General features: G+C 55.4%; 20 protein-coding genes and 1 pseudogene. 11 read left to right on the forward strand and 10 right to left on the reverse strand.

Features of this window, described 5'->3' with window-relative positions:
• The first annotated feature begins 64 nt into the window (after window positions 1-64).
• A complete protein-coding gene (locus LQK91_RS03575; protein WP_105099095.1) occupies window positions 65-910 on the forward strand; it encodes a hypothetical protein in 846 nt (281 codons plus the stop codon).
• 30 nt (window positions 911-940) lie between these two features.
• Here LQK91_RS03575 and LQK91_RS03580 read toward each other — a convergent pair whose 3' ends face one another.
• A complete protein-coding gene (locus LQK91_RS03580) occupies window positions 941-2,038 on the reverse strand; it encodes a glycerol dehydrogenase (RefSeq protein WP_105099096.1) in 1,098 nt (365 codons plus the stop codon).
• A 138-nt stretch (window positions 2,039-2,176) separates the two neighbouring features.
• Here LQK91_RS03580 and LQK91_RS03585 point away from each other — a divergent pair.
• Window positions 2,177-2,800: pseudogene (locus LQK91_RS03585) on the forward strand (LysE family translocator).
• Window positions 2,801-2,803: 3 nt separating this feature from the next.
• Here the strand turns inward: LQK91_RS03585 and cmoB are convergent.
• The 4 genes from cmoB to LQK91_RS03605 form a co-directional block, all read right to left on the reverse strand.
• Window positions 2,804-3,772, reverse strand: coding sequence for a tRNA 5-methoxyuridine(34)/uridine 5-oxyacetic acid(34) synthase CmoB (gene cmoB / locus LQK91_RS03590; RefSeq protein WP_105099097.1), 969 nt, complete (start codon window positions 3,770-3,772; stop codon window positions 2,804-2,806).
• On the reverse strand, window positions 3,769-4,497 hold the full coding sequence (gene cmoA, locus LQK91_RS03595) for a carboxy-S-adenosyl-L-methionine synthase CmoA (protein WP_003849187.1): 729 nt from the start codon (window positions 4,495-4,497) through the stop codon (window positions 3,769-3,771). The genes cmoB and cmoA overlap by 4 nt, the downstream gene beginning before the upstream one ends.
• A gap of 81 nt (window positions 4,498-4,578) precedes the next feature.
• A complete protein-coding gene (locus LQK91_RS03600) occupies window positions 4,579-4,974 on the reverse strand; it encodes an MAPEG family protein (protein ID WP_003849188.1) in 396 nt (131 codons plus the stop codon).
• Window positions 4,975-5,043: 69 nt separating this feature from the next.
• Window positions 5,044-5,865: a DUF72 domain-containing protein gene (locus LQK91_RS03605; RefSeq protein ID WP_003849190.1), complete on the reverse strand. Its 822-nt coding sequence runs from the start codon at window positions 5,863-5,865 to the stop codon at window positions 5,044-5,046.
• A gap of 211 nt (window positions 5,866-6,076) precedes the next feature.
• On the opposite strand from LQK91_RS03605, the gene aspS reads away from it, so the two are divergent.
• The 6 genes from aspS (at window position 6,077) to ruvB (ending at window position 11,601) form a co-directional block, all read left to right on the forward strand.
• Window positions 6,077-7,855 carry an aspartate--tRNA ligase gene (gene aspS / locus LQK91_RS03610; protein WP_105099098.1) on the forward strand — a complete coding sequence of 593 codons (1,779 nt, stop codon included), beginning with the start codon at window positions 6,077-6,079 and terminating at the stop codon, window positions 7,853-7,855.
• Entirely contained in the window at window positions 7,855-8,286 is a 432-nt protein-coding gene (gene nudB, locus LQK91_RS03615; protein ID WP_003849197.1) for a dihydroneopterin triphosphate diphosphatase, read from the forward strand. Before aspS ends, nudB begins: the two co-directional genes overlap by 1 nt.
• Before the next feature lie 285 nt (window positions 8,287-8,571).
• Window positions 8,572-9,315, forward strand: a complete 744-nt coding sequence (locus LQK91_RS03620) for a YebC/PmpR family DNA-binding transcriptional regulator (RefSeq protein WP_003849201.1) — start codon at window positions 8,572-8,574, stop codon at window positions 9,313-9,315.
• 34 nt (window positions 9,316-9,349) lie between these two features.
• Window positions 9,350-9,877: a crossover junction endodeoxyribonuclease RuvC gene (gene ruvC / locus LQK91_RS03625; RefSeq protein ID WP_003849205.1), complete on the forward strand. Its 528-nt coding sequence runs from the start codon at window positions 9,350-9,352 to the stop codon at window positions 9,875-9,877.
• 96 nt (window positions 9,878-9,973) lie between these two features.
• Complete coding sequence (gene ruvA, locus LQK91_RS03630) at window positions 9,974-10,588, forward strand: Holliday junction branch migration protein RuvA (protein WP_003849207.1); 615 nt, start codon at window positions 9,974-9,976, stop codon at window positions 10,586-10,588.
• A gap of 8 nt (window positions 10,589-10,596) precedes the next feature.
• Window positions 10,597-11,601 (forward strand): Holliday junction branch migration DNA helicase RuvB, encoded by a 1,005-nt coding sequence (ruvB, locus tag LQK91_RS03635; RefSeq protein ID WP_003849208.1) that lies wholly within the window; start codon window positions 10,597-10,599, stop codon window positions 11,599-11,601.
• On the opposite strand, the gene znuB is transcribed toward ruvB, so the two are convergent.
• Together znuB and znuC are read right to left on the reverse strand one after the other, a co-directional pair.
• The gene (gene znuB, locus LQK91_RS03640) at window positions 11,602-12,387 is read right to left on the reverse strand and encodes a zinc ABC transporter permease subunit ZnuB (protein ID WP_003849211.1); all 786 of its coding nucleotides are present in this window, start codon (window positions 12,385-12,387) and stop codon (window positions 11,602-11,604) included.
• The gene (znuC, locus tag LQK91_RS03645) at window positions 12,384-13,139 is read right to left on the reverse strand and encodes a zinc ABC transporter ATP-binding protein ZnuC (RefSeq protein WP_003849212.1); all 756 of its coding nucleotides are present in this window, start codon (window positions 13,137-13,139) and stop codon (window positions 12,384-12,386) included. Before znuC ends, znuB begins: the two co-directional genes overlap by 4 nt.
• 77 nt (window positions 13,140-13,216) lie before the next feature.
• Here znuC and znuA point away from each other — a divergent pair, with 77 nt between their 5' ends.
• The 3 genes from znuA (at window position 13,217) to lpxM (ending at window position 16,609) form a co-directional block, all read left to right on the forward strand.
• Complete coding sequence (znuA, locus tag LQK91_RS03650; protein WP_003849214.1) at window positions 13,217-14,164, forward strand: zinc ABC transporter substrate-binding protein ZnuA; 948 nt, start codon at window positions 13,217-13,219, stop codon at window positions 14,162-14,164.
• Window positions 14,165-14,177: 13 nt separating this feature from the next.
• Complete coding sequence (gene mepM / locus LQK91_RS03655; protein ID WP_003849215.1) at window positions 14,178-15,509, forward strand: murein DD-endopeptidase MepM; 1,332 nt, start codon at window positions 14,178-14,180, stop codon at window positions 15,507-15,509.
• Window positions 15,510-15,634: 125 nt separating this feature from the next.
• A complete protein-coding gene (gene lpxM, locus LQK91_RS03660; protein WP_008925360.1) occupies window positions 15,635-16,609 on the forward strand; it encodes a lauroyl-Kdo(2)-lipid IV(A) myristoyltransferase in 975 nt (324 codons plus the stop codon).
• A gap of 125 nt (window positions 16,610-16,734) precedes the next feature.
• Here lpxM and LQK91_RS03665 read toward each other — a convergent pair whose 3' ends face one another.
• The 3 genes from LQK91_RS03665 to LQK91_RS03675 all read right to left on the reverse strand — a co-directional run bounded on the left by LQK91_RS03665 (window position 16,735) and on the right by LQK91_RS03675 (window position 20,480).
• Window positions 16,735-17,967 (reverse strand): MFS transporter, encoded by a 1,233-nt coding sequence (locus tag LQK91_RS03665; RefSeq protein WP_003849218.1) that lies wholly within the window; start codon window positions 17,965-17,967, stop codon window positions 16,735-16,737.
• A gap of 84 nt (window positions 17,968-18,051) precedes the next feature.
• On the reverse strand, window positions 18,052-19,494 hold the full coding sequence (gene pyk / locus LQK91_RS03670) for a pyruvate kinase (RefSeq protein WP_003849220.1): 1,443 nt from the start codon (window positions 19,492-19,494) through the stop codon (window positions 18,052-18,054).
• A gap of 107 nt (window positions 19,495-19,601) precedes the next feature.
• Window positions 19,602-20,480, reverse strand: a complete 879-nt coding sequence (locus tag LQK91_RS03675) for a MurR/RpiR family transcriptional regulator (RefSeq protein WP_003849221.1) — start codon at window positions 20,478-20,480, stop codon at window positions 19,602-19,604.
• Window positions 20,481-20,712: the final 232 nt, after the last annotated feature.

Genomic DNA, 20,712 nt, shown 5'->3' on the forward strand with positions numbered 1-20,712 from the left:
AAGATTGGCGCTGTTTATCACCACAGCGTTTACACTGAAAGCAACGTCGCCTGGAAATTACCCTATGAAACGCAATCAGATTCTTGTTTTAAGCCTGATGCTGACTGCCTGGACTGAAAGCGCAGCGGCCAGCGCCTGCAGCCCGAATAATGCGGCCGTTGCAAACAGCAATAACCTTATTCTGCTGGGGGGAAACGCGAAAGGCGCTGTGAAGCAGGTGATTGCGGGCGAGTTTGGCAAAGATGTGAACTCGCAAAAGCGGGTGCTGGGGCAGTTTGACGCCTGCGGCGATCTGACCGTCGCCGACGTCAGCTACGATAAAAGCGAACGTAATGTGATTCTCAGCATGGAGCAACATATCGCCAGAGTGCAGGGCGGCTGGGTGGCGGAATACGCCTATCTGGTCAAAGTGCTGAAAGAAGGTAAGGAAGTCGTCGTGGATAATCGACAGGGAACGATTAACTGGCAGAAAGGCCGGCATGGCACGATTACCAGCGCCTCTGATAGATTTACCAGCATGGGGAAAAGCGGCTTTACCGACATCACCTATCGCTATGATCCCCAGCTACGGCTGGAGAAGAGCGTGGCGCGCGGCAGCGATCCGCTGACCAACGGTGAATTTCACTATCACTGGAACCCAAAAGGTCTGGTCACGCGCACCACATCTGCAAGAGGCACCGACGAATACACCTATGATCCTCAATGGCGTGAAGTACGACTTAACGGCACCGAGACCACACCACTCAGCACCATCCGGTCGGTTGATGAGTGCCAGTCATGGGATGAGGTCGGCAACTGTACACTCAGCTATCTGCATGAGACCGAGATCTTTACGCGTGGCACTATCGAGCGCCACCTCAGTTCGGCCTACAAATATGAGTACTGGAACCAGCCTGCGGCAGAAGAGTAACAGGCGATCGGGTGATCGCCCGCTCCTGACCTATTTTACGGTCTGACTAAAGGCATCCAGTGCCAGCAGAGCATTTGCGATATCTTCGGGTGACAGGTGTGGGTTGAGGTTTTTCAGCGTATCTCCCTCACTGTTTGCCAGCGCCCCCACTTTCACCAGATTCTCCCAGCTTTCATTTTCCAGATGCAGCTCCCGGAGTGTGGTTGGCATATTGATTGAGCGATAAAAGCGTATATAGCGCGCAATATCCTCATCCGTACGCTTCTCAAGCACCATCTGCGTCAGCGTGCCATAGGCAACTTTCTCGCCATGAGTCAGATGGTGGATATCGCCATCGATGGCGGTAAAACCATTATGAATCGCGTGAGCGGCTGCCAGACCACCGTTCTCAAACCCCAGTCCCGAGAGCAGCGTATTGGCCTCAACGACCGCTTCCACCGCTGGCGTTACCCGTTTTTCGGAAACGGCAACATAGGCGCTGTAACCCCATGTAAGAAGCGTTTCTTCACAGGCTCGGGCAATGGCCAGTCCGGCAAGTGTCGGATCACCCTTAACCATTGATTTCGCATGCGAACGTGCCACGGCCTGCGCTTCAACCCAGGTCGCCAGTCCATCTGCAATGCCTGATGCAAACAGCCGTGCTGGCGCACTGGCGCAGACTGCCGTGTCCACGAGCACCAAATCTGGATTTTTGCTGTAAAAGCGATAGCTCTCGAATACACCGCTGTCAGAATAGATGACCGACAGGGCGCTACAGGGCGCATCGGTGGACGCAATGGTTGGCACGATAGCCACCGGCAGTTTAAGTTCATCCGCCACCGCTTTAACCGTATCCAGCGTTTTTCCCCCGCCCAGGCCGACAATCACATTACAGCCCTGACTTTTTGCGAGCGCACTGAGTCGGGAAATCTCATTACTGGAGGCTTCGCCATTGAATTGCTGCCAGCTGAATGTCACGCCAGCGGAATCCAGGGCGTGTTGCGTCCGTTCGCCAATCAACGTCCAGACCGTGTTGTCAGCCACCAGAAAAGCCTGATCGCCCAGTTCAGTCAGATACGTTCCCAGCTCGTCCAGCACTCCTGCGCCCTGTACATATTTACGGGGTGAGGAAAAAATAAATTTACTCATAATCAAAACTCCCTGATATGAATGAATCAACCTGATCCAGTCTGGCACAATCCGGGAAGAGTGACAGTTGATGAAGGATTGCGGTCACCGGAGCTGTTAAGCTGCGTGAACACTCATGGAGATAACGGAGAAATCATGATGAGCGCAATGCTCTTTTCATTTCTGCTTGCGATAACCATTCTGACGCTCACACCCGGATTTGACACCGCACTGGTGCTGCGAACCGCTATCGCGCAGGGCTGGCAGCGCGCCTGCGCCACCGCGCTCGGCGTGACGCTGGGCTGACTGATCTGGGGAGTGGCGGTAGGCCTGGGGCTGGGTGCGCTATTGCTGGCCTCTGAAATTGCATACAACCTGCTGAAGTGGATGGGGGCGGCCTGGCTGCTCTGGCTCGGTATCAGGCTACTGCTTAAACCGCGTCAGCAACCGCTCATCGTGGACGAACAGCCTGCCAGGTCGCAGGGTTATCTGGCCTGCTTCAGTCGGGGGTTGATGGGGAATCTGCTGAATCCAAAAGTGGGCGTGTTTTACGTCACTTTCCTGCCACAGTTTATTCCGGCCGGGGCGTCCGTGGCGCTCTGGTGTACGCTGATGGCGCTGGCACACATGCTGCTGGGGCTGATATGGAATGCTGTGTTAATCGGCGGCAGTCACTATTTTGCGGGTCATCTGCAAAAACTGCGGGTATTAAGGGTAATGGATCGCCTGACCGGCTGCGTGTTTATTGGATTTGCGGCGAAACTGGCGTTGTCTCGCCGCTGAGATTTAAGGTTTGGTGGCGACCAGCACGGCGCGCAGCGGAGCCGGATAGCCCTCAACCGTTTTGCTCGGATCATCGGGATCGAGGAATTCCGCCAGCGACTCGCTGGTCATCCAGTCTGTCCGACGTTGTTCTTCGGTGGTGGTCAGGGCGAAATCGACAATCCGTATATCGACAAAGCCGCTTTTCTCCAGCCAGCTTTTCAGCGCCTCGGCGGAGGGGATAAAGAAGACGTTGCGCATCTGCGCATAGCGCTCACCGGGCACCAGCACCTGATTCACATCGCCCTCAATGACCAGCGTCTCCAGCACCAATTCACCGCCGCTCACCAGCTGATTTTTCAGCTGTAACAGGTGATCCAGCGGGGAACGGCGATGGTAGAGCACACCCATCGAAAATACGGTATCAAATGCCTGTAACGCCGGTAACTGTTCAATACCCAGCGGCAGCATGTGCGCCCGGCGATCATCGTTGAGCAGCTTACGCACGGCTTCAAACTGCACCAGGAAGAGCTGCATCGGATCAATGCCGACCACCAGATGCGCACCCGCACCAATCATCCGCCACATGTGATAACCGCTGCCACAGCCAACATCCAGCACCGTCCGGCCCGCCAGCGGGGATATATGCGGCAGGACACGCTCCCATTTCCAGTCAGAACGCCACTCGGTGTTGATATGGGTGCCATAGAGGAAATAGGGCCCTTTGCGCCATGGCATCAGGTTACGCAGTAATTTCTCAATGCCCTGACGATGACGATCGCTGATGTCATCGCGGTCGGCGGTGACGCTATGCAGCAGGTCGAGCTTTTGCGGCTCCAGCAGCGGCAGATACTCCAGCGATTTGTACCAGTCACGGAAGTGGCCATGCAGGTTTTCACGCTGCCACTCGCTGATTTGCGCCGGTAAAACTTCCAGCCACTTCGCCAGTGGACCTACGGCAATTTGCTGATAAAAACGGCCAAAGTCGATCATTTCAACGCCACCAGAGATCCAAAATTAAAGCACTGGAACCAGAGTTCGGCGTGCGAGAAACCGGCCTGTTTCAGGCGGGCTTTATGGGCTTCGACGCTGTCAGTCAGCATCACATTTTCCAGCATGCTACGTTTCTGGCTGATTTCCAGTTCGCTGTAGCCGTTGGCGCGCTTGAAGTCATGGTGCATGTTGAACAACAGTTCACCGACTTCGGCATCTTCAAAACTGAATTTCTCCGACAGCACCAGCGCGCCACCGGGTTTAAGTCCCTGCCAGATTTTTTCCAGCAGAGCCAGACGTGCGGGTGGCTCCAGAAACTGCAGCGTAAAGTTAAGCACCACCAGCGAGGCGTTTTCTATGTCAATATCACGGATATCCGCTTCCAGCACCGTCACCGGCGTATCAGCGCGAAACGCATCCAGATGACGACGGCAACGCTCCACCATCGCCGGGGAGTTATCCACTGCGATGATCTGGCAACCCGGGACATGAATATTGCGGCGCACCGAGAGGGTGGCGGCGCCCAGCGAGCAGCCCAGGTCATAAACCGTGCTGTCGGGCGTAACAAAACGTTCTGCCAGCATGCCAATCATCGAAATGATGTTGGAGTAGCCCGGCACCGAGCGCTGAATCATGTCTGGAAAGACTTCAGCTACGCGCTCGTCAAAAGTCCAGTCGCCCAGTTTTGCAATGGGCGCTGAGAAGAGTTGATCGCGGTCAGACATATCGAAAATCCGAAGAGACGACGGAAAGGGCGCTATTCTCGCAGAAAGTGGGGCGGCCTGCACCCCTTAACCCAGGGCGACTTAATGAAGTGTCAGCACCAGTTCCCACGGCAGATAAATAAGATTAAAAATGACCATGCCGCACAGGGAAAACAGCGTCAGCAGCATGCCATATTTACGGCCAGCCATGGCGCTGCTGCGTAAACCCCAGGCATGGAGTAACCGGCTGATGAAAAAGAGCAGGCCAGTGAGATGCACCATCCAGATATCGGCGCCATTCATCTCCATCATCACCAGCAGCAACAGCGCCAGCGGGATAGTTTCGATGGCATTGCCGTGAATGCGAATCGCCATTTTCAGGTCGTGATAGCCGCCATCGCCATACGCCACGCGATAGAAACGGCGGTAACGCACCACGTCCATTGTAAATTTCATTACCAGCAATGCACCCAGTACGACGTATAACGCGCTAATCATTGTCACTCCGGTATCCATCCGTAAAGTAGCTATTCTATCCAGCGTACAGCACGCTGTCCTGTGCAGTGATCAAAACAGTGACGTCTGTTGCGGCCAGTCGGGTCCATTGCCGATAGCCGGATCGATCTGCTGCAGCTGCGGCCATAGCGCCTGCACCAGCGGAAACACCTGACCCATGTCGGGCGTATGCAGAAACAACATGGCGTCGCCCTGTTGCTGCCATTGCGAGAGCTTGTCACGCCAGATCTGAAACAGCGGCACGGTCTCTTCCACACTGTCGCTGCCGATAAAACGGACCATTGGCTGCGAGCCGGTTCGTAAGGCATGAGGCGGCACTTTAGGCTTCTGAGCACGGGCCACCAGGGCTGCCGGGCTTTGCGAGGTGGAGGCGTGAACCGGGCGGCTGTCCAGCATGACGCGATTGATGCCGCGCTCAAGCAATCCGCGATTCAGCGCCCGCTCTGCGTCACCTTTGGCAAAGAAAGCGGGATGGCGGACTTCGACGCCGTAGTGAAAACGACGCGGCAAACTATCCAGAAAGCGCCACAGATCGGCGATCTGCGCCGGAGAGAAGCTGGCAGGCAGCTGCAGCCAGTACTGACCGATGCGATCGGCCAGCGGCTCCATCAGGCGCAGGAAATCGGTCAGCAGGTCGTCACTGTGCTGTAGCGCCGCCTGATGGCTGATGGTGTTGGGAAACTTAAAGCAGAAGCGAAACGCATCATGCGTCATATCGCGCCAGCGCATCACCGTTTCGGTATCAGGCAGCGCATAAAGCGTGGTGTTTCCCTCTACACAATGGAAGTATCGGGCATAGTCCGCCAGGCTCGTGATACCCCAGCGTTTCCAGTGTGAATGCCCCCACTGGGGCAGGCCAATACGAAGTGTCACGCGCGCTCCTGGCGATGGGTTAAGATGCCTCATTATCTTCTATGTTCGGTCAGGTGGGCAAATGCACACAGGAAATCGGTGCTTTGGCGTGGATCTGCTTATCCTGCCTGGCTTTTTCCATTATAATGACCGCCATTTTTGCGACAGCATCGCAACAGGTAACGCGGCCGGATGCTGTCAGCTGCAGCGGCGAAGTTAAAAGGATAGTGTTATGCGTACAGAATATTGCGGACAGCTCAATCTGTCTCATGTAGGTCAGCAAGTCACGCTTTGCGGCTGGGTAAATCGCCGTCGCGATCTGGGCAGTTTGATTTTTATCGACATGCGCGACCGTGAAGGCATCGTGCAGGTGTTTTTCGATCCCGATCGTCAGGACGCATTTAAGCTGGCTTCTGAACTGCGTAACGAATTCTGCATCCAGATCACCGGCACCGTGCGTGCGCGTGATGAGAAGAATAAAAACAGCGACATGGCGACCGGCGAAGTCGAAGTGTTTGCCCAGGCGCTGACCATCATCAACCGCTCTGAGCCACTGCCGCTGGACTCTAATCAGACCAACAGCGAAGAAGCGCGCCTGAAATACCGCTATCTGGATCTGCGTCGTCCTGAGATGGTGACGCGTCTGAAGACCCGCGCGAAAATCACCAGCTTTGTTCGCCGCTTTATGGATGACGAAGGGTTCCTGGATATCGAAACCCCGATGCTGACCAAAGCGACGCCAGAAGGCGCGCGTGACTATCTGGTGCCAAGCCGGGTTCATAAAGGCAAGTTCTACGCGCTGCCGCAGTCACCGCAGCTGTTCAAACAGCTGCTGATGATGTCAGGTTTTGACCGCTACTATCAGATCGTTAAATGCTTCCGCGATGAAGATTTACGCGCCGATCGTCAGCCCGAATTTACCCAGATCGACGTTGAAACCTCCTTTATGACCGCGCCGCAGGTGCGTGAAATTATGGAGCGTTTAATCCGCAATCTGTGGCAGGACGTGCAGGGCGTTGATCTCGGCGAGTTCCCGCAGATGACCTTTGCGGAAGCGATGCATCGTTACGGTTCTGATAAGCCGGATCTGCGAAACCCGATGGAGCTGGTGGACGTGGGTGACCTGCTGAAAAATGTGGAGTTCCAGGTCTTCTCTGGCCCGGCTAACGACGAAAAAGGCCGTGTTGCGGCACTGCGTGTGCCAACCGGTGCGCAGCTGAGCCGTAAGCAGATTGATGAATATGGCAAGTTCGTAGAAATTTACGGCGCGAAAGGCCTGGCGTGGATGAAAGTCAACGTCCGCGCGGACGGCCTGGAGGGCGTGCAGAGTCCGGTTGCCAAGTTCCTGAATGCAGAAATCGTTGAAGGCATTCTGAGCCGCACCGGCGCACAGGATGGCGACATCATCTTCTTTGGCGCCGATCGCGCCAAAGTGGTTGCAGATGCACTGGGTGCGCTGCGCCTGAAAGTGGGTCGCGAGCTGAACATCACCGATGAAAAAGCCTGGGCACCGCTGTGGGTGATCGACTTCCCGATGTTCGAAGAGGACGAGGAAGGCGGTCTGGCTGCGATGCACCATCCGTTCACTGCACCGAAAGAGATGAGCGCAGAAGCGCTGGCTGAGGATCCAACCCGTGCCGTGGCGAATGCCTACGACATGGTGATCAACGGTTATGAAGTGGGCGGCGGTTCAGTGCGTATCCACAACGGCAAAATGCAGCAGACGGTGTTCAGCATTCTGGGTATTGAAGAGCACGAGCAGCGCGAGAAGTTTGGCTTCCTGCTGGATGCGCTTAAATTCGGTACACCACCGCATGCGGGCCTGGCGTTTGGTCTGGATCGCCTGACCATGCTGCTGACCGGCACCGACAACATTCGTGACGTTATTGCGTTCCCGAAAACCACGGCGGCAGCCTGCATGATGACCGAAGCGCCAAGCGAAGCGAACCCGGCTTCTCTGCTGGAACTGGGCATTCAGGTCATTAAAAAAGAAAAGCCTGAGATTAAATAATGGGCTATAAACACCCGGTTTCAGTGCTGGTGGTTATTTCGGCGCGCGATACTGGCCGGGTGTTGATGCTGCAGCGGCGTGACGATCCCTCATTCTGGCAGTCGGTTACCGGCAGCCTGGAAACGGGGGAGTCACCGCTGGCGACCGCGTGTCGTGAAGTGAATGAGGAGGTCGGCATTGACGTGCTGACTGAGCAGCTGGAGGTGGAGGATTGTCATCGTCAAATCGACTTTGAAATCTTTCCCCATTTCCGCCATCGCTATGCGCCTGATGTCACCCATAATCACGAGCACTGGTTTCGCCTGCAACTGCCGGAAGAGCGCGATGTGACGCTCACGGAGCATCTGGCGTTTCGCTGGCTGGCACCTGCTGACGCTGCAGCATTAACCCGATCATGGAGTAACCGCCAGGCAATTGAAGAATTTATCTGAATGCTCGCCATCGCCCGGTATTCCGGCGGCGGATAGATTAAATTTTATGAATCTGGTGAGTTTTAACAGGACTTCACCAATATATTGAACAGCCAGGCATCATCTACGCTGCGACGTTGTTTACCACCCGCGTGAAGTCATCAGCATACTGTTGTACGTGATGATCATGCGCGATGCTCGCCCAAAGCGGGTACACGGGTTTTTAAAAACGGTGTAAGCACCGACGGTAAACAGGCTCGCAGCCAGGATAGCCTGCACCCTGTAAAAGATCGGAGAAACGTTAAAATGGCAGGACACAGTAAGTGGGCAAACACCAAACACCGTAAGGCGGCGCAGGATGCTAAGCGCGGCAAAATCTTCACCAAAATCATTCGTGAACTGGTGACAGCGGCCAAGCTGGGCGGTGGTGATCCGGGCTCAAACCCGCGTCTGCGTGCCGCGATGGATAAAGCGCTGGCGAACAACATGACCCGCGACACCATGGATCGCGCTATCGCGCGCGGTGTGGGCGGCGATGACAACGCCAACATGGAAACCATCATTTATGAAGGTTATGGTCCAGGCGGTTCAGCCATCATGATTGAATGCCTCAGTGACAACCGTAACCGTACCGTGGGTGAAGTGCGTCACGCCTTTACCAAAACCGGTGGCAACCTGGGTACTGACGGATCCGTGGCTTACCTGTTCAACAAGAAAGGCGTGATCTCTTTTGCGCCAGGTCAGGATGAAGATGCGGTAATGGAAGCGGCCCTGGAAGCGGGCGGCGAAGACGTTGTCACCTATGACGACGGCGCGATTGATGTTTTTACCGCATGGGAAGAGATGGGCACGGTGCGTGATGCACTGGAAGCACTTGGTCTGAAAGCGGATACCGCAGAAGTGGCGATGATCCCGACGACCAAAGCCGAAATGGATGCGGAAACCGCACCAAAACTGCTGCGTCTGATCGACATGCTGGAAGATTGCGACGATGTGCAGGAGGTTTATCACAACGGTGAGATCTCCGACGAGGTGGCGGAAACGCTGTAATGGCGTCTGCCGCCCTGTTAACCGGAGAGGCGTAATGTCGATTATCCTGGGAATTGATCCCGGCTCACGCATCACCGGTTATGGTGTTATTCGTCAGACTGGTCGCCAGCTCACCTATCTGGGCAGCGGCTGTATCCGCACCAATACCACCGAGTTGCCCGCCCGTCTGAAGCTGATTTATGCGGGCGTCTGCGAAATCATCACGCAGTTTTCACCCGATTTCTTCGCCATTGAACAGGTGTTTATGGCGAAGAATGCCGACTCGGCGCTGAAGCTCGGCCAGGCGCGCGGTGCCGCCATTGTTGCCGCTGTTAACCACGATCTGCCGGTGTTTGAGTATGCCGCCCGTCAGGTGAAACAGACCGTGGTTGGCATCGGCAGCGCCGAGAAAAGTCAGGTGCAGCACATGGTGCGAACCCTGCTGAAGCTGCCCGCAAACCCGCAGGCGGATGCCGCCGATGCCCTGGCGATAGCCATCACTCATTGTCACGTGGCCCAAAACGCGGCGCGCATGAGTGACAGCAAGCTGGTGCTGACGCGCGGACGATTGCGCTCAGGTTAGCGCTTATCGCTCAGGTCTCACTCTCAGGCTGGATATTCATCCAGCCTTTTTTATGTTATAAAATCCGCCACATTCTTTAGTTAAGGAAGCATTCAGGTGATAGGTCGTTTACGGGGCAATATTCTGGAAAAGCAGCCGCCACTGGTGCTGCTTGAGGCACACGGCGTCGGCTATGAAATTTACATGCCCATGACCTGTTTTTATGAGTTACCTGAACTTCAGCACGAAGCGGTGATTTTTACCCATTTTGTGGTGCGTGAAGATGCGCAGTTGCTGTTTGGTTTTAACAGCAAGCAGGAGCGCGCGCTGTTTCGCGAACTGATTAAAGTGAATGGCGTCGGGCCCAAGCTGGCGCTGGCGATCCTCTCCGGCATGTCGGCGCAGCAGTTTGTGACTGCCGTCGAGAAAGAAGAGATCGCATCACTCGTTAAACTGCCCGGTGTGGGCAAGAAGACGGCTGAGCGACTGGTGGTCGAGATGAAGGACCGCTTCAAAGGGATGCACGGCGACCTGTTTGGCGGCGATTCTGCGTTTACGCTCACCACGCCGAGCGCCGAGCCGGAAACCAATGATGCGGAATCCGAAGCGGTTGCAGCGCTGGTTTCACTGGGTTATAAACCGCAGGAAGCGAGCCGTATGATCAGTAAAGTCGGTCGACCGGATGCGGATTGCGAAACCCTGATCCGCGAAGCGCTACGCGCCGCCATTTGAGGTAAGTCATGATAGAAGCCGACCGCCTGATCTCCGCTGCCAGTATCAGCGAAGAAGAGGTTATTGACCGCGCGATTCGCCCGAAGATGCTGACCGAATATGTCGGTCAGCCGCAGGTGCGTGAGCAGATGGAAATATTCATCAAGGCAGCGCAACTGCGCGGCGATGCGCTCGATCATCTGTTGATCTTCGGTCCACCAGGGCTGGGTAAAACCACTCTGGCCAACATCGTGGCCAATGAGATGGGCGTCAATCTGCGCACCACATCCGGTCCGGTGCTGGAGAAGGCGGGCGATCTGGCGGCGATGCTGACCAACCTTGAGCCCCATGACGTCCTGTTTATCGATGAAATCCATCGCCTCTCACCAGTAGTGGAAGAGATACTCTACCCGGCGATGGAAGATTATCAGCTGGATATCATGATTGGTGAAGGCCCGGCTGCGCGTTCAATCAAACTCGATCTGCCGCCGTTTACGCTGATTGGTGCCACCACGCGTGCTGGCTCGCTGACCTCGCCGCTGCGCGACCGTTTTGGCATTGTGCAGCGTCTGGAGTTCTATCAGGTTAAAGATCTGCAGCATATCGTGGGTCGCAGTGCCGCCTGTCTGGGCCTGGCGCTGAGTGATGAAGGGGCATTAGAGATCGCCCGTCGCGCACGCGGCACACCGCGTATCGCCAACCGCCTGCTGCGTCGCGTTCGTGACTTCGCAGAAGTGCGGGCAAACGGTGATCTCAGCGGTGAAGTCTCCTGCAGCGCGCTGGATATGCTTAACGTTGACAGCGAAGGGTTCGATTATATGGACCGTAAACTGCTGCTGGCGATCATCGACAAATTTATGGGTGGGCCGGTGGGGCTGGACAACCTGGCTGCTGCCATTGGTGAAGAGCGGGAAACCATTGAAGATGTGATTGAACCCTTCCTGATTCAGCAGGGCTTCATTCAGCGCACACCACGTGGCCGGATGGCCACGCAGCATGCTTATCGTCACTTCGGTATGACGCGCGAAGAGTAACTACATGGCCGGTTTGCGTACCATGCTGAAGATAAACAGGATGGCAGCGCAGAGCACAACCGACGGCCCGGCAGGCGTGTCGTAGAACGCGGAGAAGGTCAGACCGCCGGTGACGGCAATCACACCGATGACCACCGCGACGCCCGCCATGCCTTCCGGTGAGCGCACGAAACGGCGTGCGGTCGCCGCCGGGATAATCAGCAGTGAGGTGATGATCAGCGCACCGACAAACTTCATCGCTACCCCAATTGTCAGCGCCGTGACCAGCATCAGAACCAACCGGGTACGCTGGATATTGACGCCATCGACCTGCGCCAGCTCCGGGCTGATGGTCATCGACAGCAACGACCGCCACTGCCACGCCATCACCAGCAGCACGATCACCACGCCGCCACCCATCATCCAGAGATCGTCGGGTGTGACCGCCAGCAGGTCGCCAAACAGATACGCCATCAGATCGACGCGCACGTTCTTCATCAGGCTGACCACCACCAGACCCAGCGACAGCGCACTGTGCGCCATAATGCCCAGCAGGGTATCAATAGCCAGATGCGGACGACGCTCCAGCCAGACCAGGCCTAGCGCCAGGCATACCGTGACCAGAATCACCGCATAGTAAGGATTCACATTTAACAGCAGGCCAAATGCCACCCCGAGCAGAGAGGCGTGCGCCAGGGTATCGCCGAAATAGGACATCTTGCGCCAGACCACAAACGAACCCAGCGGACCGGCAGCCAGCGCTAACATCACACCGCCTATCCAGCCCGGTAATAGCAACTCAATCATGATGAACCCTGTCCTTTGCGTAAAACGATACGTCCCTGAAGGTCGTGACGGTGATTATGATGATGACGGTAAATCGCCAGCTCTTCTGCGCCACGCGGGCCAAACATCGCGATGAATTCCGGATGTTGCGAGACCGCTTCCGGGGTACCGGAACAGCAGATGTGGTGGTTAAGGCACAGCACTTCGTCAGTTTTTGCCATGACCAGATGCAGATCGTGGGAGACCATCATCACGGCGCAGTTCAGTTCCACGCGTAACTGATTAATAAGGTCATACAGCGCAACCTGACCGTTCACATCCACACCCTGCGTTGGCTCATCAAGCACCAGCAGCTGAGGCTGATTCAGCAGCGCGCGGGCCAGCAGCACACGCTGAGTTTCCCCACCCGACAGTTTTTGCAGCGGCGAATGAAGCAGGTGGCCCGCCTGCACCCGTTTCAGGGCCGGCAGAATCTCCGCGTTTTTACTGCCACGCGTCAGGCGCATAAAACGCTCTACTGTTACCGGCAGAGTAGGATCGATGTGCAGCTTCTGAGGGACATAACCAATACGCAGGCCGGGATCACGCTGAACGGAACCGGACGTCGGGGCAAGCAGGCCAAGCACCACACGCACCAGTGTTGATTTACCGGCACCGTTGGGACCCAGCAGAGTGAGGATGCGACCAGGCTGCAGGGTCAGGCTGACGCCAGACAGCACATTGCGCTGGTTAAACTTTATCGAAACGTTATCGAGTGTGACAAGTGGGGTCATAGTATTTACAGGTTGCACAGAATTTCGAATGTTATAATATCACATTCCACCTCATGGTCACGATGGAATGACGCAATATGTTACACAATAAAAAGGGCGCAATTTTCGCCTTAGGGGCTTTAACTGTTTCAGCTTTATTAACCCTTCCTGCCCAGGCAAATGTCGTGGCTTCACTCAAACCGGTAGGTTTTATCGCTGCGGCCATCGCCGATGGCGTCACGCCGGTAGAAGTGCTGCTGCCAGACGGGGCATCTGAACACGATTACTCCCTGCGACCTTCTGATGCAAAACGCTTAAAAAACGCGGACTTAGTTGTCTGGGTCGGGCCTGAAATGGAAGCCTTTATGGCGAAATCTGCAGCCGAACTTCCAGCCCAAAAAAACCTCGCCATGGTGAACATCGACGGGGTAAAACCGTTATTGATTAGCGGTGGTGAAGATGAAGAGGAACATGCAGCGGAAAAATCCGAAGATCAGGACGCAGATGCTCATCACCATCATCACGGCGAGTTTAATATGCACCTGTGGTTGTCGCCAGAGATTGCGCGCAAAACCGCGGTTGCAATCCATGGAAAATTATTGGAACTTATGCCGCAAGATAAAGCCAAACTTGACGCCAACCTCCAGCAGTTTGAGGTAGCTTTGGCGGACACGGACAAACGCGTTAGCGCACAACTTGCTCCGGTTAAAAATAAAGGATATTTCGTTTTTCACGACGCTTACACGTACTTTGAAAAGCACTACGGTCTTTCGCCCACCGGGCACTTTACCGTCAATCCTGAAATTCAACCGGGCGCTCAGCGTTTACACCAGATACGAACACAGTTGGTTGAGCAAAAGGCGGTCTGCGTCTTTGCTGAGCCACAATTCAGGCCAGCAGTCATCGATGCTGTCTCCCGTGGAACGCAGGTGCGTAAAGGCACACTCGATCCTCTGGGCACAGACATCAGCTTAGCCAAAGACAGCTATGTGAAATTCCTCTCACAACTGTCGAGCCAGTATGAAAGCTGCCTGAATGGAGCATGAGGAATAGGTAAAAGTGCAGCAGATAGCCCGCTCTGTCGCCCTCGCATTTAATAATTTGCCGCGCCCCCACCGCGTAATGCTGGGATCGTTAACTGTCGTCACTCTGGCCGTCGCTGTCTGGCGGCCTTACGTTTATCATCCCACGGATGATGTGACGCCCATCGTTAAAAACATTGAGCTGGATAAGAACACCCTCCGCACGCTGTTGCCGGAAGCCAGTGAGCCGATCGATCAAAGCACACCGGAACCGGACGAAGAGCTGCCAGCGGACGATGTGGACACCGACGCGCCGGAAACGGCTGGGGTTCACGACTACACCGTCTCATCCGGCGATACCCTGAGCAGCGCACTGAATCAGTATGGCATCGACATCAGCGACATTAACGCGCTGGTGGTAAGCGACCGGGATCTGCGTAATCTGCAGGTGGGTCAGCAACTGAGCTGGACGCTGGATGATGATGGCGGCCTGAAAACCCTGAGCTGGGAAATTTCCCGCCGCGAAACCCGCACCTATGAGCGCACCCCATCGGGTGGCTTTAAGATGGAAGCGGAGATGCAGAAGGGTGAATGGCGCAACAGCGTAATGCAGGGTGAAGTGCGCGGCAGTTTTGCCGCCAGCGCCATGCGGGCGGGATTGAGCAGTGCCGAAGCCAGCGCCGTCATTAAAGCGATGCAGTGGCAGATGGACTTCCGCAAACTGCGTGCGGGAGACCAGTTCAGCGTTCTGATGTCACGCGAAATGCTGGAGGGTAAGAGTGCACAGAGCCAGTTGCTGGGTGTGCGCCTGCGTAGCGGCGGGAAAGACTATTACGCCTTCCGCGCTGAAGATGGCAAGTTCTACGATCGCAACGGCTCCGGTCTGGCGCGCGGCTTTATGCGTTTCCCGACGGTTAAGCAGTATCGTGTCTCATCGAACTTTAATCCGCGTCGTCTTAATCCGGTGACCGGTCGCATTGCGCCGCATAAAGGCGTCGACTTTGCGCTGCCAATCGGTACGCCCGTGCTGGCAGTCGGGGATGGTGAGGTTGTCGTGGCGAAGAACGGCGGCGCTGCGGGTAACTATGTGGCTATCCGTCATGGCCGTCAGTATATGACCCGCTATATGCACATGAAGAAAGTGCTGGTGAAACCCGGTGAGAAAGTGAAGCGTGGCGACCGTATCGGGCTGTCAGGTAATACCGGACGCTCTACCGGCCCGCATCTGCATTTCGAAATCTGGATCAACAATCAGGCGGTTAACCCATTAACGGCGAAACTGCCGCGCATGGAAGGTCTGACCGGCAAAGATCGCAGTGATTATATGGCGCAGGTGAAAGCCTGGTTGCCTCAGCTGGGTCTGAAGTAAGCGAATTTCGTCAAATCGCACAAAAACCGACGGCATCTCCGTCGGTTTTTTGCTATCTGGCGCAGGATGATTGCAAATTTTCAGGTCGTCACTATCATAAGCCGGTCATTGCTTGAGGCGAGTGCATGGAAACCCGTAAAAAAAATAACACTGAATTTATTCCCGTTTTTGAACGTTCTTTTCTCAAACCTAAGTACTGGGGCAGCTGGCTGGCAATTGGTGCGCTGGCGGGTCTGGCTTATTTACCGCCGAAAGTGCGCGATCCGCTGCTGGGCCGTTTAGGCCGTTTTGCCGGTAAGCTGGCAAAGGGTGCACGTCGCCGTGCACTGATTAACCTCTATTATTGTCTGCCGGAACTGAGTGAAGCGCAGCGGGCAACGCTGGTCGATGAGATGTTTGCGACCGCACCGCAGGCAATGGCAATGATGACCGAGCTGGTGCTGCGCGATCCGGCGAGTATCCGTGAGCGTGTTGAGTGGCACGGCCGTGACATTATCGATCAGATGATGGCTGACCAGCAGAATGTGATTTTCCTGGTGCCACACGGCTGGGCGGTGGATATCCCCGCGATGTTGCTGGCGTCAGAAGGGCAGAAGATGGCGGCGATGTTCCATAATCAGAGCGACCCGCTGATGGATTATGCCTGGAATACGGCACGTCGCCGTTATGGAGGCCGGTTGCATGCCCGCAATGACGGGATTAAGCCGTTTATCAGTTCGATTCGGCAGGGGTACTGGGGCTACTATCTGCCCGATCAGGATCATGGCCCGGAGCACAGCGAGTTCGTCGATTTCTTTGCCACGTACAAAGCAACATTGCCTGCAGTCGGTCGACTGATGAAGGTGTGTCGTGCCCGCGTGGTGCCACTGTTCCCGGTTTATAACAGCGACACGCACAAGCTTGAGATTTATGTGCGTCCACCGATGGATGACCTGCTGGAAGCAGATGATCGTCAGCTGGCGCGCCGGATGAATGAAGAGGTGGAAGTGTTTGTCCGTCCGCATCCCGAGCAGTACACCTGGATCCTCAAGCTGCTGAAAACCCGCAAAGAGGGTGACATCGAACCTTATTCGCGCAAAGAGCTTTATCCGCGCAAATAGAAAAAGGCCGCTCTCGCGGCCTTTTTTGATCATGAAGTTTGCGCTACGGAGCATGCTTTGCACTAGGCCTATGCTCCATCGCTTTGGCCAGGGTCGCCGTCTGAGAAAAACGACAGCGCAGCTTGTTATAACGCCTCGAGCCGGCTGCGGCGTTTACGCTCACGCATAAACAGAATAACCAGCCCAAACCACAGCACGCCGCTGATAAAGTTAATCAGACAGAACCACAGCGTGCCGCCACTGAAATAGCCACTTTTCGCCAGTTCAATTCCCACCGCCAGCGTCAGAATACTGATCATACCCAGCATCGCGGCTACGCTACCTTTACCTTCATTACTGGCGTAAAGCGTCAGGCGATACAGCCCGGCATTTACCATTCCGGCACCAAAAGCGTAGAGACTCAGGCCGGCGGTAATCAGCAGATAACTATGACTGTTGAGCAGGCTTGCGGCCAGCGCAAGACTCAGGCCAATCAGAATGGGCCAGGCGGCGAACTTCACCGGCTGTTCAATCGGCACCCGTCCCGCCAGCTTACTCAGCGTCAGGTTACCGGCGATCATCGCCAGAAACACCGGCAGCTGCAGCAGGGCGTACTGCATGCGTGACAGACCTTCATCATGCATCAGGATCACCGGCGAAAGGGCAACCCAGGTGAGGATTGGAATAAACACCAGCCCGATCGCAAAAGAGCCAGACACCACCAGACGGTCTTTCATTAACCGGCCATAGTTGCGCGCCAGATTGGGCAGGGCGATAGAATGACTGCGGTCGCCTGCAGTTTCGGGCATCACACGCCACAGCACCACAAAAGCGACCAGGCTGCAGGCGGCAAACAGCCAGAACATGCTGCGCCAGCTGCCAACAGTGAGCCAGGCGGCACCAGCCAGTGGGCCTGCCAGCGGAGCCAGTAACGCTACGTTAGCCATCAGCGCCATCATGCGCACCGCCAGCGCCTCATCAAAGGCTTCCTGGATCGCGGCATAGCCAACTGCACCGATAAAGCAGAGGCTGATGCCCTGAATGAAGCGCAGGCTGACAAATTCCTCAATCGAGCTGACCCAGTGCGTCAGCATGCAGGCGACAGCAAAAAACAGGATGCCAGACAGCATCACCGGTCGCCGGCCAAACTTATCAGAGAGCGGACCCAGCAGCCATTGCAGCACTACACCACCAATCAGGTAGGCGGTTAGCGAAGTAGAGACCCACTCAGGGCCAACAGAGAACTCACTGGTGACGATCAGCATACCAGGCTGGATCATGTCGTGAGCAATATAGGTAGCAAACTCGAATAGCACTAACGCCAGAGGAAAAAGTAAAATTCGGCCGGTAAGCTGGCTGATAGGCTGGAAACGGGGCATCTTGCCTCCTTGTCAGAAAAGAAAACGCGACTGCCTGGCAGTCGCGTCATTGATTCTACACCGACAATGTCAACCCAGACTCAATTAATCCACGCGAAGCACACGGGTGGTGTTGGTGGTGCCGGTGGCGCCCATCACATCACCCTGCGTCACGATGACCAGATCGCCGGAGACCAGGAAGCCTTTATCACGCAGCAGGTTAACCGCGTCGTGTGCAGCAGCGACGCCGTCGTTGTTGCTGTCGAAGAACACCGGCGTGACACCGCGATAGAGTGCGGTAAGGTTCAGGGTGCGTTCATGGCGCGACATCGCAAAAATCGGCAGGCCTGAAGTGATACGCGAGGTCATCAGCGGCGTACGGCCAGACTCGGTCATGGTGATGATGGCGGTCACGCCCTGCAGATGGTTCGCAGCATACATAGAAGACATAGCGATCGCTTCTTCGACGTTGTCGAACTGCACATCCAGACGGTGTTTGGAGACGTTAACGCTTGGAATCTTCTCTGCACCCAGGCAGACCTTCGCCATCGCTGAAACGGTTTCAGCCGGATACTGACCTGCGGCGGTTTCCGCAGACAGCATCACGGCATCGGTACCATCCAGCACGGCGTTTGCCACGTCCATAACTTCTGCACGGGTCGGCATCGGGTTAGTGATCATCGACTCCATCATCTGGGTCGCGGTAATGATAGTGCGGTTAAGCTGGCGGGCACGGCGAATTAACGCTTTCTGAATGCCGACCAGTTCCGGATCGCCAATCTCAACGCCCAGGTCGCCACGCGCAACCATCACCACGTCAGAGGCCAGAATGATGTCATCCATCGCTTCCTGGCTGGCAACCGCTTCGGCACGTTCCACTTTAGCCACCAGTTTGGCGTCGCAACCGGCTTCACGCGCCAGGCGACGTGCCAGGTTCATATCTTCACCACAGCGGGGGAAGGAGACAGCCAGATAATCGACACGGATTTTAGCGGCGGTGATGATATCCGCTTTATCTTTTTCGGTAAGCGCTTCAGCCGACAGGCCGCCGCCCAGCTTGTTAATGCCTTTGTTGTTCGACAGTGGGCCACCGACAGTAACTTCGGTGAACACTTTCATCTCCTGAACTTCCAGCACTTTCAGCTGCACGCGACCATCATCCAGCAGCAGAATATCGCCTGGCACCACATCTGCAGGCAGGCCTTTGTAGTCGATTCCGACACGCTCTTTATCGCCTTCGCCTTTACCCAGATTGGCATCCAGCAGGAAACGGTCGCCGATATTCAGGAAAACTTTGCCTTCTTTGAAGGTTGAAACGCGAATTTTTGGGCCCTGAAGGTCACCGAGGATAGCCACATGGCGACCCAGTTTTGCCGCGATTTCGCGCACTTTATCAGCACGCAGCTGGTGGTCTTCTGGCGTGCCGTGAGAGAAGTTGAGTCGTACAACGTTCGCGCCGGCAGCGATGATTTTTTCCAGGTTATTATCACGATCGGTAGCCGGGCCGAGGGTTGTAACGATTTTGGTTCTTCTGAGACGTCTTGACATCGAGGACTCCGTAAACATTTAAGCGTGTCATGGACAGTGGACACAGCAAGGTTATCTATTCTATATGATCGATGGGTTGTGATACGACTCACATTGTAAATGTGATGTTAATTTTTTTGCTGATCATCCTTTTCCCGAAGGGTGTTCTTTTCGTAACGCGACGCTTTCAACGCCTCTTTCACGCGTTTCAGGTTTTCCCGGAAGGGCGCACCCCGTTCCAGAGTAAAACCAGTCGCCAGCACATCAATCACGGTCAACTGCGCCAGGCGCGACACCATCGGCAAATAGACATCAGTATCTTCCGGTACATCAAGCACTAAAGCTATCGCTGCTTCATGAGCAAGGGGTGAATCGGGAGAGGTGATGGCAATAACGGTGGAACCGTTTACACGGGCCAGGCGAGCCAGTTCTACCATATTTTTTGTGCGTCCAGTATGCGAAATAAGAACAAATACGTCACCGGCTCGACTATTTATGCAACTCATGCGCTGGATCACAATATCGTCCGACCAGATGACCGGCAGATTAAAACGCAGAAATTTGGTGAAAGCGTCATGCGCCACTACAGCGGACGCACCGAGCCCGAAAAAGGCGAGTTTATCGGCCTGCGCGAGCAGGGTTACCGCCTGTTGCAGATGCGCGCTGTTCAGCTGATCGCGCACCCGCTGCAGTCCTGCAAGCGCTGAGTCGAAGATTTTGTGGCTGTAGTTCTCTGCTGTGTCGTCGTCTTCAACGCCCCGGCTGACCCAGTTGCTGCCCTTCACCAGGCTCTGCGCCAAATGCAGTTTAAAGTCGGGAAAGCCCCGTGCACCCAGTCGGTGGCAAAAGCGGTTCACGGTGGGTTCACTGACGCCGGCAATGCCGGCGAGTGTTGCGATGCTGGAGTGCATCGCCGCCTGCGGTTCAGCCAGAATCTGCCGGGCGACTTTCATTTCCGCTTTGCTCAGCGCTGCATACTGCGCCTCAATTTTTTCCAGCATATTCATAAGCTGATGACCATAATCACTTTTATCATTTCAATTATCACTGTCGCAGGAGCCGATTAACAGAGACTATATCGCGCCAGCACCTGGCAAGCGCAACGGCTGACAAGTTGATTGCTCTTTTTTTTGGGATACTTTGACCGGTGCCAGATTTTCCTGACACCAACAGAAACAGAAAAAAACGGCAATCCGCACGTGTCATCACACGTGCTTAGCACATCCGGTACAGAGTTAA

This window comes from Pantoea sp. MHSD4, assembly GCF_021043305.1.
Lineage (GTDB): Bacteria > Pseudomonadota > Gammaproteobacteria > Enterobacterales > Enterobacteriaceae > Pantoea > Pantoea eucalypti.

Excerpts from the sequence above, each read along its gene's own strand:
- LQK91_RS03575 (WP_105099095.1), top strand. The coding sequence starts at position 65 with ATGAAACGCAATCAGATTCTTGTTTTAAGCCTGATGCTGACTGCCTGG.
- LQK91_RS03580 (WP_105099096.1), bottom strand. The coding sequence starts at position 2,038 with ATGAGTAAATTTATTTTTTCCTCACCCCGTAAATATGTACAGGGCGCA.
- cmoB (WP_105099097.1), bottom strand. The coding sequence starts at position 3,772 with ATGATCGACTTTGGCCGTTTTTATCAGCAAATTGCCGTAGGTCCACTG.
- cmoA (WP_003849187.1), bottom strand. The coding sequence starts at position 4,497 with ATGTCTGACCGCGATCAACTCTTCTCAGCGCCCATTGCAAAACTGGGC.
- LQK91_RS03600 (WP_003849188.1), bottom strand. The coding sequence starts at position 4,974 with ATGATTAGCGCGTTATACGTCGTACTGGGTGCATTGCTGGTAATGAAA.
- aspS (WP_105099098.1), top strand. The coding sequence starts at position 6,077 with ATGCGTACAGAATATTGCGGACAGCTCAATCTGTCTCATGTAGGTCAG.
- nudB (WP_003849197.1), top strand. The coding sequence starts at position 7,855 with ATGGGCTATAAACACCCGGTTTCAGTGCTGGTGGTTATTTCGGCGCGC.
- LQK91_RS03620 (WP_003849201.1), top strand. The coding sequence starts at position 8,572 with ATGGCAGGACACAGTAAGTGGGCAAACACCAAACACCGTAAGGCGGCG.
- ruvC (WP_003849205.1), top strand. The coding sequence starts at position 9,350 with ATGTCGATTATCCTGGGAATTGATCCCGGCTCACGCATCACCGGTTAT.
- ruvB (WP_003849208.1), top strand. The coding sequence starts at position 10,597 with ATGATAGAAGCCGACCGCCTGATCTCCGCTGCCAGTATCAGCGAAGAA.
- znuB (WP_003849211.1), bottom strand. The coding sequence starts at position 12,387 with ATGATTGAGTTGCTATTACCGGGCTGGATAGGCGGTGTGATGTTAGCG.
- znuC (WP_003849212.1), bottom strand. The coding sequence starts at position 13,139 with ATGACCCCACTTGTCACACTCGATAACGTTTCGATAAAGTTTAACCAG.
- znuA (WP_003849214.1), top strand. The coding sequence starts at position 13,217 with ATGTTACACAATAAAAAGGGCGCAATTTTCGCCTTAGGGGCTTTAACT.
- lpxM (WP_008925360.1), top strand. The coding sequence starts at position 15,635 with ATGGAAACCCGTAAAAAAAATAACACTGAATTTATTCCCGTTTTTGAA.
- LQK91_RS03665 (WP_003849218.1), bottom strand. The coding sequence starts at position 17,967 with ATGCCCCGTTTCCAGCCTATCAGCCAGCTTACCGGCCGAATTTTACTT.
- pyk (WP_003849220.1), bottom strand. The coding sequence starts at position 19,494 with ATGTCAAGACGTCTCAGAAGAACCAAAATCGTTACAACCCTCGGCCCG.
- LQK91_RS03675 (WP_003849221.1), bottom strand. The coding sequence starts at position 20,480 with ATGAATATGCTGGAAAAAATTGAGGCGCAGTATGCAGCGCTGAGCAAA.